At 66.9% G+C, this 11367-nt stretch carries 10 protein-coding genes; 6 read left to right on the top strand and 4 right to left on the bottom strand.

The genetic code is table 11. The features are described 5' to 3' along the window. Window positions 1-13 precede the first annotated feature (13 nt). Entirely contained in the window at window positions 14-811 is a 798-nt protein-coding gene (locus ACW17X_RS01350; RefSeq protein WP_492099189.1) for a transglycosylase SLT domain-containing protein, read from the top strand. A gap of 84 nt (window positions 812-895) precedes the next feature. Further along, window positions 896-2038 (top strand): SpbR family protein, encoded by a 1143-nt coding sequence (spbR, locus tag ACW17X_RS01355; RefSeq protein ID WP_492099191.1) that lies wholly within the window; start codon window positions 896-898, stop codon window positions 2036-2038. A gap of 72 nt (window positions 2039-2110) precedes the next feature. Here the strand turns inward: spbR and ACW17X_RS01360 are convergent, their stop codons facing one another. The 3 genes from ACW17X_RS01360 to ACW17X_RS01370 all read right to left on the bottom strand — a co-directional run bounded on the left by ACW17X_RS01360 (window position 2111) and on the right by ACW17X_RS01370 (window position 4587). Beyond that, complete coding sequence (locus tag ACW17X_RS01360; protein WP_492099193.1) at window positions 2111-2587, bottom strand: Hpt domain-containing protein; 477 nt, start codon at window positions 2585-2587, stop codon at window positions 2111-2113. A 67-nt stretch (window positions 2588-2654) separates the two neighbouring features. After that, the gene (locus ACW17X_RS01365; protein ID WP_492099195.1) at window positions 2655-3425 is read right to left on the bottom strand and encodes an NAD kinase; all 771 of its coding nucleotides are present in this window, start codon (window positions 3423-3425) and stop codon (window positions 2655-2657) included. A gap of 31 nt (window positions 3426-3456) precedes the next feature. Next, entirely contained in the window at window positions 3457-4587 is a 1131-nt protein-coding gene (locus ACW17X_RS01370; RefSeq protein ID WP_492099197.1) for a DUF2336 domain-containing protein, read from the bottom strand. 187 nt (window positions 4588-4774) lie between these two features. Between ACW17X_RS01370 and ACW17X_RS01375 the strand changes: the two genes are divergently transcribed. From ACW17X_RS01375 to ACW17X_RS01390, 4 genes are all read left to right on the top strand, one after another. Continuing rightward, window positions 4775-5539, top strand: a complete 765-nt coding sequence (locus ACW17X_RS01375; RefSeq protein ID WP_492087321.1) for a class II aldolase/adducin family protein — start codon at window positions 4775-4777, stop codon at window positions 5537-5539. A gap of 23 nt (window positions 5540-5562) precedes the next feature. Continuing rightward, window positions 5563-6315, top strand: a complete 753-nt coding sequence (locus ACW17X_RS01380) for a hypothetical protein (RefSeq protein WP_492099198.1) — start codon at window positions 5563-5565, stop codon at window positions 6313-6315. Window positions 6316-6426: 111 nt separating this feature from the next. Then, window positions 6427-7545, top strand: coding sequence for an efflux RND transporter periplasmic adaptor subunit (locus ACW17X_RS01385; protein ID WP_492099200.1), 1119 nt, complete (start codon window positions 6427-6429; stop codon window positions 7543-7545). Next, a complete protein-coding gene (locus ACW17X_RS01390) occupies window positions 7545-10751 on the top strand; it encodes an efflux RND transporter permease subunit (RefSeq protein WP_492100423.1) in 3207 nt (1068 codons plus the stop codon). The genes ACW17X_RS01385 and ACW17X_RS01390 overlap by 1 nt, the downstream gene beginning before the upstream one ends. A 16-nt stretch (window positions 10752-10767) precedes the next feature. Here the strand turns inward: ACW17X_RS01390 and ACW17X_RS01395 are convergent, their stop codons facing one another. Continuing rightward, entirely contained in the window at window positions 10768-11277 is a 510-nt protein-coding gene (locus tag ACW17X_RS01395) for a c-type cytochrome (RefSeq protein WP_492099202.1), read from the bottom strand. Window positions 11278-11367 lie beyond the last annotated feature (90 nt).

Raw genomic sequence — 11367 nt, forward strand, 5'->3', positions numbered from 1 at the left:
GGCTTCGCCTGTCATGGGCATCCGAGCGATTCCATCTTCCGGCGGCGTAGAAGCGGCCATCCGGCGCGCCTCCACCGCCGTGGGCGTGGATTATGACTTTCTGATCAAGACGGCGCGCCGCGAGAGCGCGATGAATCCGTCGGCCAAGGCACCGACCTCGTCGGCGGCGGGCCTGTTTCAATTCATCGAACAGACCTGGCTGGGCACGGTCAAACAGCATGGCGCCCAGCACGGCTATGGCCAGTATGCCGACCTGATCCACAAGGGATCGGACGGGCGCTGGCGGGTCGAGGGATCGGCGCGCAATGTGGTGCTGGATCTGAGGTTTGACCCCCATGCGGCCTCGACTATGGCGGCGGAGCTGACGGCGTCGAACGCCGCCTATTTGCGCGGCCGCACCGGCAAGGAGCCGGGAGCGGGGGATCTGTACGCCGCGCACTTCCTGGGGGCGGCGGGCGCGGCCAGCCTGATGACGGCGATGGATCGCAATCCGGGCGGAAGCGCCGTCGCGCTGTTTCCCGAGGCGGCGCGGGCCAATCGCAGCATCTTTTACAAGGACGGCCGGGCGGCCACGGTCGCCGAGGTCCACGCCAATCTGCAACGCACCGCCGGCCATGGCGCGCCGGCGGCTGGGATTGGCGAGACGCGCTCGCCGTCGCCGGAGCTGAGTGACCGCGATCAGGCCCTGGCCGCGCGCATGGACCGGCTGAAACAGGAGCAGGGCCTCCTGGCCCTTTTGCTGGGGCAGGATGGATCGTCGTCGTCAGGGTTCGGCGGAGCCTTTTCGCCCAATGACAAGGATTCGACCTGAGATCGGCAAGCCTCGATGGTAAACCGACCGTTAAGCATGGCAGGGTCATGATGTCGGCAAGCCCGATTCCCTGACGAGCCGTCCATGACCGCCTTCCGCGCCCGCCTCACCGAAATGGACATCCAACGCCTGGTCAAGGCGGTGGATGAGGACGAGCGCGCCGAGGCCGCCCACAAGCTCTGCCGCAACATGGATCGGGCCGAACTGGATGACCGCGAGCGGGAGGCGGCGCAGAAGATCGTGCGTCTGCTGGCCAATGATGCGGCCGAACTGGTGCGCCGGGCCATGGCCGTGACGCTCAAATCCTCGGACCTGATACCCAATGATGTGGCGCGGCGTCTGGCGGCGGATCTGGACAGTATCGCCCTGCCGATCATCGGCGCCTCGCCGGCGCTAAGTGACGACGATCTGATAGAGATCGTGCGCGCCGGTTCAGCCCTGCGCCAGATCGCCATCGCTGGACGGCCGAGCGTGTCCCGCGACGTGGCCCAGGCCCTGGCCGACGAGGGGAACGAGCAGGCGGTCCGGGTTCTGGCGGCCAATGACAACGCCGATCTGTCGGAACGCGCCCTGGGCGTGATCGTGGATCGTTTCCCGGAGTCGGGCGAGGTGGTCGCCGCCGTCGCCTATCGTCAGGTGCTGCCGCTCCATATCACTGAACGGCTGATCGAACTGGCCAGCGAGACGGTGCGCGAACACCTGGTCTCGCGCCACGCCGTGGCGCCTGAGACGGCCATTCGACTGGCGCAATATTCCCGCGAGCGGGCCACGATCGATCTGGTCGAACAGGCCGCGTCCAGCGCCGACCTGCCGGCCTTCATGGCGCAGCTGAACCTGCGTAAAGTCTTGAACGCTTCGCTGTTGCTGCGTGGGTTGGCGCGCGGCCAGATGACGATGCTGGAACATGGCTTGGCTGAGTTGGCGGCGACGCCGCATCACCGGGCCTGGCTGATGATCCATGACGCGGGGCCGCTGGGGCTGAAAGCCATCTATGATCGGGCGGGCCTGCCGCCGCGCCTGTTCCAGGCCTTCCGCGCCGGGGTGGACACTTGGCGGGCGCTGTCGGCCGAGGGGGTGGATACGTCGAGCGACGTCTTCCGTCAGCGGATGTTGGAGCGGTTCCTGACCCAACGGCCCAACGTGCCGCGCGATGACCTGGCCTATCTGATGGAGCGGCTGGACCAGGCGCCGATGCGTCCGGCGCAGATGGCGGCCTCCGCCGCCTGAATCCTCGCGTCGCGGAGAAAAAAAGGGGCCGTCCGCAGACGAGCCCCTTTGCTGTAGTCGACCTGGAATGGCTCAGCGGGACTTGTGCTGAGAGACCTCGGCTTCGAGGGACTCAGCCAGGACGCGGCCGGTGGGGTTTTCGTCGGTCTTGATCTGATCGCGGACCACGGAGCGGATCGCATCGACGTGGGCGTTGACGATGGTCAGGGGCGCATCCGCGCGGGCCGCAGCGTCGTCCAGCAGCCGGCACAGCGAACCGGCGATGCGGGTCACCAGGGGATATTCGTAGGTGGTTCCCAGGCCCTTCAGATCATGGGCGCGGAAATAGAGAGCTTCCGCCGTTTCGGCCGTCAGGCCCTTTTCGCGGATGTCGGCCTGGGCCTGATCCAGTTTGACGATCTCGTCGTTGAGCCACTGGCCGAACTGGGCCGACATGGCCTTCAGCGCTTCCTCGGCTCGGGCGATAGCGTCGGCATTGATGCCGAAGCCGCCGCCTACCCGGGGGCGAAAGGACGGCGTAGGGGACTTGACGTTCGCCGGATCGCTCATGGCGGACCTCCATAGAATTTGGGCGGAGCTTAGCCCTGCCGCCTTAAGAAGCCGTATAAGCGGGGCGTCAGTTGGTGAACTGCTCGGTCATGACCCGTTCGTCGAAGGATCGGCCGGCGTCGAACAACATGGTCAGGGCGACGTCGCGCCGTTCGCGCACCTCGACCCGCGACACGCGCCGGACCTCGAAATTATCGGCGGTGGCGGAGACCGGGCGCTTGTCCGCCTCCAGAACGTCGAACCGCACCCTGGCGCCATGGGACAGGAGGGCCCCGCGCCAGCGTCGGGGGCGGAAGGCGCTGATCGGGGTCAGGGCCAGTATGCGGGCGTCCAGGGGGATGATCGGGCCGTGGGCCGACAGATTATAGGCCGTGGAGCCCGCCGGGGTGGCGACCAGACAGCCGTCGCAGGACAGTTCTTCCAGTCGCACCCGTTCGTCGACGGTGATCTTCAGCTTGGCGCTCTGGCGCGTCTGGCGCAGCAGGGAGACCTCGTTGATGGCCAGACCGGTATGGACCTCGCCGCTTTCGGTCCAGGCGTCCATCTGAAGCGGATGAATGACGGTGCGTTCGGCGGCGACGACGCGGGTGATCAGGTCGTCTTCGTCATAGTCGTTCATCAGGAAGCCAACCGACCCTCGGTTCATGCCGTAGACGGGGGTGCGGCGGCGAAGATTGCCGTGCAGGGTTTCCAGCATCTGTCCGTCGCCGCCGAGGGCGACGATGATGTCGGCCTCTTCCTCGGGCACAGCGCCATAGCGGGCGATCAGGGCCTGGCGCGCCGCCTGAGCTTCGGGTCGGTCGCTGGCGACGAAGGCGAGTGCGGGGATCTGGGTCACGCCGAACGTGAGCCCCAGCTTGACCGCGAAGTCAAACGGTCGCGGTCTTTTCCATCATCTGACGAAAAGCGCGGGCGGCCGAATGGCTGTTCATCGGCGTGGTGGTCCAGCCGCCGTCGCCGGGCAGACCGTCCGCCAGTTTGCGCACCTCGGCCAGCAGGGAGGGGAAGACGGCCTTGTCCATGCCGACGGCGAGGCAGGCGAGATACAGGGGCTCTGCGGTCGGCGCATAGACGGCGGCGCGGATTTGGGCGGGCGTGAAGTTTCCGAGTTGACCCAGAGCCTGTTCGAACAGGCCGAGGCGCTGCTCACGCAGGGCGCGGATCAGGATGCCGGGGCGGAGTTGACCCGCAGCCATCAGCTTTTCGATCAGGCGACGCTCCATCTCCTGGCGCTCGCGATCCTCGATTCGGCGTTCGTTCGGAATTGGGCGCCATGTCGGATTACGCGCGGCGTTGGCGGAGGCGGCGCGCACCGCCGCGTTCAGCAGACGGTCGTCGATCTCGAACCGTTCGCCGATGGACTGACGCAGGGCCTGCCCGACCCATTGGTAGAGCTCGTGGGCCAGGGATTCGCTCAGCCGCGGATGGCGGGTCAGGGGCGCGCGCAGACCGGCGATGCGACGCGAATGCTCGACCAGCCGGTGCATCGCCGCTTCGCCGATATCGGCGCTGCGGTTCGACGCCAGGGCGGTCATGGTGATCGGATCGGCCTGGTCCAGTATGGCGTCCACGACCCCACCCGAGAGGTGGGGGCGGCGGGCGACCGCGATCTGATGCTCGAGCGTGGTTTCGACCAGGACGCGGATCAGGGCGGCGTCCTTCAGCACGGGACTGGATGCGATGACCGGGGCGGCGATGTCGATCTCGTCCAGCGCCAGCATTTCGACTAGCGTCAGCGGGGCCCAGTCGGCGGAGGCGATACGTTCGGCCAGCTGCTGGCGGATGTCCCGCTCGGCCTGGACGGCCAGGGTCAGGAAGATTTCGCCGAGCACGGGCGGCATGGGCGTGGACGGGACGGCGGCTTCGCAAAGGCTGATGACGCCGGAGAGAAGGCGTAGGCGGTCGTCGGGGGCCTTGCTGCGCGCCAGATCAAGGAGGTCCGTTGCGGAGAGGCCGGGCGCGAGCGCCTCAGACGTCGGCATTCGAAGGGCAGCGGACACGGCGACTCCCGGACGCAGTAAGCTCACACGCAGCACATTATGGTCCCTGTCGTGAAGGTGCGGTTAACGGAAGCTGAAAGGCGAAGGTTAACGTCGCCGTCTTAAGTCCGCCGCTTGACGGATGGCGGGTGCGGGAGGACGGTCAGGCAAAGCCCGTGAGAGGCATGTTGAACCCAGGAGGAACCCCATGGCCGATGGCGCCAGCCCCGCGTTGAAAACCCGTGTGTCCGAAGCCGAGTGGCAGGTCCGTGTCGAACTGGCCGCCCTTTACCGCCTCGTGGCGTTGCACGGCTGGGACGACATGATCTTCACCCATATCTCGGCCCGCGTGCCGGGGCCGGAACATCATTTCCTGATCAATCCCTACGGCTACTATTTCGAGGAGATCACCGCCTCGTCGCTGGTGAAGGTCGATCTGGACGGGAACATCGTTCAGGAGACGACGAACTTCATCAATCCGGCGGGCTTCACCATCCATTCGGCGGTCCATGCGGCGCGCGAGGATGCGAAGTTCGTGATCCATCTGCACACCGTCAGCGGCGTGGGCGTGGCGGCGCAGCAGCATGGCCTGCTGCCAATCAGCCAGAACGCGTGTTTACTACAGCATCAAGTTGCGTATCATGGGTATGAGGGATTGGCGCTGAACCATGACGAGCGCGAACGTCTGGTGGCCGATCTTGGAGACAAGCCGCTGATGCTGTTGAGAAATCACGGTACGCTCGCGGTCGGGGAGACGGCGGCGCAGGCATGGATCGGGATATTCTTCCTGGAAAGGGCCTGCGCGCAGCAGGTGGCCGCCCTGGCCGGTGGGCGCGAACATGTGCTGATCGCCCCGGATCACGCCCAGGCGGAGACGAAGGAGCAGGGGCGGGGGATCGGCTTCATCTCGGCGCTCGCCTGGCCGGGGGCCTTGCGACAACTGGATCGGAAGTCGCCAGGCTACGACGCCTAGGTCAAACCGGGGCGGTCGCCGGGGTGGCGGTCGCCCTCGCGGGCCTGGCGAGTACGGCCTCCGCCGGAGCCTGGACTCAGCCTAAAGGCCAGGCACAGGCGATCGTCAAGTATGACGACATGCTGGCCAAAGAGGGGTTTGATCCCGCAGGCGAGAGGCGGCCGCTGGAATTGGATCGAACGGACCGGACGGCGGGCCTGTTCGCCGAATACGGACTGACCGACCGGCTGACGCTTCAGCTGAAGGCTGATTGGCAACAAGGGGAAGACGCCTTCATCGATTACGAAGGTCGGGGACCGATCGAGGTCGGGGCGACCTGGCAGGTCTGGCGAACCGATCACAATGCCGTCAGCCTGTATGGCGGTTACGCTCGCGCGGGGCAGGGGCGCAACGCCGGTTACGCCGCGCCCGGCGTCGGCGAGCACGACTGGGAAGCGCGGGTTTCAGCCGGTCGGTCGCTGGGCGCCGTCGGGGGCCGCTGGGGGATGGATCGATCGTTCGTCGAGTTGCAGGCGGCGCGTCGGTTGCGTGACGGTCTACCCGACGAAACCCGCGTGGACGCTACGGTTGGCGGCAGGATCGGGCGGGATTGGCTGGTGATGGGCCAGGCGTTCGGCGGCGCGGCGGACGGCGGGGCCCGTTGGCTGTCGGTGGAAACCTCGGTGACGCGCGACTTCGGCGACTGGAGCGTGCAGGCGGGCTGGCGACAGACGGTGGCGGGTCGGGAGACGGCTATCGCGCAGGGACCGGTTGTGGCGATCTGGCGCAGATTTTGATCGTCATCTGTGCGACGGAATTCGTCGTACACGACGTTACCAATAGGTAATCTTGCGCCCGGTCGAGAAGCCGCTAAGCGTGCGCGTCCTCTGAATTTGAAAGTCTGTTGCGTGATAAGACGCCACTTCTTCCTGATCGCCGCAGCTGTGCTGTTGGGGCTGATGGTCCTCGCCGCCGTGCTGAAGGTGGCGTTCGCCGACGATGAGGCTGCGGGCGGGCCGGGCGGTGGGCGCCGGGGCGGGCAGCAGGTGTCCGAGGCGACCGTGTCCGAACGCCAGTTCTCGGATCAGATTCGCGTCCTGGGCGTCGCAAGGGGGCAGAGGTCGGTCAATATCACCTCTTCGACCACAGAACTGATCACCCGTGTTCTGTTCACGGACGGGCAGACGGTCTCGGCGGGCGCGCCTCTGGTTGAATTGCAGGCGCGTGAAGAGGACGCGGCCATCATCGAGGCGCGCGCCAATGTCGCTCAGGCGCAGCGGGAATATGAACGCTACAAGGCGCTGACGGATCGCGGCATCGCCCCGCAGGTGCTGCTGGAACAGGCCGAGACGGCGCTGGAGACCGCACGCGCATCGCTGGACGCAGCGCAGGCGCGGCGCGGCGATCGTGTTATCCGCGCGCCTTTCGCAGGGACTTTGGGCCTGACGACCGTCACGCCCGGAACCCTTATCAATCCTGGCGCAGTGATTGCGACCCTGGACGACACATCGACCATTCGCGTCGATTTTCCCTTGCCCGAGCGTTACCTGAATGTCCTGCGCGCCGGCGTCTCGATCACCGCCACGGCCGACGCCTATGGCGACACGCCGTTCCAGGGGCGGATCGCCCTGATCGACACGCGTGTCAACGAAACCACCCGCGCCGCCACCGCCCGCGCCGAATTCCCCAATCCCGGTGGTCGCATCCGCCCCGGCATGCTGCTGCGCGTCGCGGTTCAGCAGGGCCAGCGCCAGGCGCCTGCCGCGCCGGAGTCCGCCATTCAGTATGAGGGCGAGGGCGCCTTCGTCTATCGCATCGCTCCCGGCGCCCAGGGCACGACGGCCCAGCGTGTGGAGATCGAGACCGGCGTCGTCGAGAACGGCTTCGTCGAGATTCTGTCCGGCTTGGAGGTGGGCGACCGGATCGTCGGTTCGGGCCTGAACCGAATCCAGCCCGGCGCGCCGATCAGCGTCGCCGGCGCCGGACGCGGGCCAAATCTTAAGGCCGCTGAGAGCGCCGCACGATGATGCTGTCCGACGTTTCGGTCCGGCGACCGGTCTTTGCGGCCGTCGCCGCCATCGTCCTGTGCGTGATCGGGGCGGCCGCCTTCTTCTTCCTGCCCGTGCGCGAACTGCCGGACGTGGATCCGCCGATCGTCTCGGTCAACACCAGCTACGCCGGCGCCTCGGCCGAGGTGATCGAGAGCCGGATTACCGAGCCGATCGAACAGCAGATCGCCGGCATCCAGGGCGTCGAACGCATCAACTCGACCAGCCGCGACGGCCGCTCGAACGTCAATATCGAGTTCTCGCTGGACCGGAACATCGACGACGCCGCCAATGACGTGCGCGACCGCGTCAGTCGGGTGGTCGGACGTCTGCCGGACCAGGCCGATCCGCCGGAAGTGGCCAAGGCGGATTCCGACAGCCAGCCGATCATCATTGTCTTCCTGCGCTCGACGACGATGAACCGGCTGCAGCTGACCGACTATGCCGACCGCTATCTGGTGGATCGGATGGCGACGGTGCCGGGCGTGGCCCAGGTCAATATCTACGGCGAGCAGCGCTATTCGATGCGGATATGGCTGGACCCCGCGGCGCTGGCGGCGCGGGGTCTGACGGTCAATGATGTCGAGACTGCTCTGATCAGCCAGAACGTCGAACTGCCGGCCGGATCTCTGGAATCGACCGACAAGGATTATACGGTCCGGGTGGCCCGCACCTACGCCCGGCCTGAGGACTTCCGACAGCTGCCCATCGGCACGCGGGGCTCTGCGTCGGCGTCGGCTTCGGTCGCGACCGGTACAGGCAGCGGCTCTTCGGCCATCATTCAGGGGCAGCCGACCTATGTGACCCGCCTAGGCGACGTCGCCCGCGTCGAAGAGGCGCCGGAGGAGGATCGCCGCCTGTTCCGTGGCAACAGCATGGACCAGATCGGTCTGGCCGTGACCCGCCAGGCCCAGTCGAACGATCTGGCCATCTCGGACGGCGTCCGCAAGATGATCGACGACATTCGCCCCAGCCTGCCGCCTGGCGTGACGCTGGAGATCGGGTCGGACAACTCGGTCTTCACCTCGCACGCCATCGACGAGGTGTGGATCACCATCGGCATCTCCATGGCCCTGGTGGCCCTGGTCAACTTCGTCTTCCTGGGCAGTCTTCGGGCTGCTCTGATCCCGTCCATTGTCGCGCCCATCTGTCTGTTAGCGACCTTCATCGTCCTGGCGCCCCTAGGCTTTTCGCTGAACCTGCTGACCCTGCTGGCCCTTGTGCTGGCCATCGGTCTGGTCGTCGACGACGCCATCGTGGTGGTCGAGAACATCCAGCGTCGTCTGGATCACGGCGAGCCGCCGTTGGTGGCCGCCGAACGGGGGGCGCGGCAGGTGTTCTTCGCCGTTGTGGCGACGACCATCGTCCTGCTGTCGGTGTTCGCGCCGCTGCTGTTCCTGCCCGGCTATGTCGGGCGGTTGTTCGTCGAACTGGCGGCGGCGATTGCTGCGGCGGTGGCCTTCTCGGCCTTCCTGGCGCTCAGCCTGTCGCCCATGCTGGCGTCCAAGATCCTGAAGCCGGCGCAAAGCGGCGGCTGGCTGGCGCGGCGGGTCGACTGGGCCATGGACGGGCTGAAGACCTCTTATGGCCGTTCCCTGGACATGCTGCTGGGGCGTCGCATCGCGGTGATCGGCGTCGGCGCTCTGATCGCCCTGGTCGCGGCCGGCGCGGGCGGCATCTTCCTAATCCTGCCGAACGAGCTGGTGCCGGACGAGGACCGGGGCCGTGTGTCGGTTCGCGTCGCGGGACCTGAGGGTGCGGGCTTCGACTATACCCGCAAGATCATGATGGGCTTGGAGCCGCTGTTGGCTGACTACAAGGCCAGCGGGGAGGCGGACTCCTATCTGGTGTCGGCCCCTGGTTTCGGCGGCGGCAGTTTCAACACCGGCAACGGGGTTCTGGTTCTGTCCGACTGGTCCAAGCGCGACCGGTCGGCCGCCGAGATCGCGCAAGAGCTGAACGGCAAGCTGCGCGGACAGACGGACGCCCAGGTCAACGCCTCGACCCCCGGCGCCTTCCAGCGCGGCGGCGGCAACTCCAACTCGGTCGAGCTGGTCGCCACCGGGACGGACTACGACCAAATCTATAGGTGGCTTCAGCCCATGCTGGCGGCGGCGCAGGCCAATCCGGGCTTTTCGCGTCCCCGCCTGAACTATGAGCCGAACTCGCCGCGCCTGCTGGTCGATGTCGATCCGCAGAAGGCGGCCGCCTTGGGCGTGTCGTCCCAGTCCATAGGCCGAACGCTGGAGACCATGTTCGGGTCGCGCACCGCCACCACCTATATCAAGGGCGGGCAGGAGTATGACGTGATCCTGCAGACGGATCGCGACAACCGTCGCGAAGTCGCGGATCTGGAGGCCCTGTATGTCGCGACCGGCGCCGGGCAACTGGTGCCCCTGTCGGCGGTGGTGACAACCCAGACCTCGGGCGACACGCCGGACCGGCGTCGTCTGGATCGCCAGCGGTCAATCTCGCTCCAGGCCGATCTGAACCCCGGAACGACCATCGACGATGCGGTGCAGTTCCTCAGCGCCGAGGCGGCGAAACAGCCCCAAGGCGGCGTCGTCACCCAATGGGGCGGTGCGGCGCGGGATCAGCAGGAGGCGGGCGGCGCTGTCGTCGCGGCCTTTGGTCTGGCCTTGCTGCTGGTCTTCCTGGTGCTGGCGGCCCAGTTCGAAAGCTGGATCACGCCGGCGGTCATCATGCTGACGGTGCCGCTGGCGGCGGCGGGGGGACTGTTTGGCCTGCTGATGGCCGGGTCCAGCCTGAATCTCTACAGCCAGATCGGCCTGATCATCCTGATCGGGGTGGCGGCCAAGAACGGCATCCTGATCGTCGAGTTCGCCAACCAACTGCGCGATCAGGGACGGTCGATCCGCGAGGCGATCATCGAGTCGGCCTCGCTGCGTCTGCGGCCGATCATCATGACCTCCATCGCCACCGCCTTCGGCGCCCTGCCGCTGGTGCTGTGGCAGGGGGCGGGGGCGGGCAGTCGCCAGACCATCGGCGTGGTCATCTTCACCGGCGCCATCTTTGCGACCGTGCTGACCCTGTTCGTGGTGCCGGTGATCTACGGCGTCCTGGCGCGCTTCACCAAGTCGCCGGAATGGACCGCCCGCAAGATCGAGGAGTGGGAGGCCCACGAGCAGCGTGAAGGCGGCCCCAAGCCGATCACCGAAGGCTGAGGCTCAGGCTGAGGCTTCAGGGCGCGGGCGCCGTAGGCGCAGGCGGGCGATAGCCCGTTTCGGTCTTCAGGAAGGCGATCACGTCGCGACGATCGTCGGCGTCGGGCAGGCCGGCGAAGCTCATCTTGTTGCCGGGCAGGAAGCCGCGCGGGCTCTGAAGCCAGCGATCCAGGGTCGGGGCGTCCCAGACGAAGGTCGCCGTTCGCATGGTGTTGGAATAGTTGTAGCGCGGCCGGTCGCCGGCCTTGCGCCCAAATACGCCGTAGAGGTTGGGGCCCGCCAGATCCGGCCCATCCTGACCGATGGTGTGGCAGGCGCGACAGCGCGCGAAGACACGCCGGCCATTCGCCAGATCGCCGGCGTTGTAGGGCGCCGGCAGCGAGGCTAGCAGACTGGCCTTCTCCGTCTCGGTGAGGCCAGGCGCGGGCTTGGCCTTGGCGACGGTGGGGGTGTCGTCACCACTCGCGTCAGGACTACAGGCTGCGAGCGCCAGAACAAGAGGGACGGCGAGGGACAGGCGGCGCATCGGAGACTCCAGTTTGCGGCAGGTTAGGGCGGCGGATAGGGCAAATGTCCAGCGCGGCAATTGGTCAAGCTGTCCCGCTGGACGGGGAGG

It is taken from the genome of Brevundimonas sp. FV1ye4L (assembly GCF_058681255.1).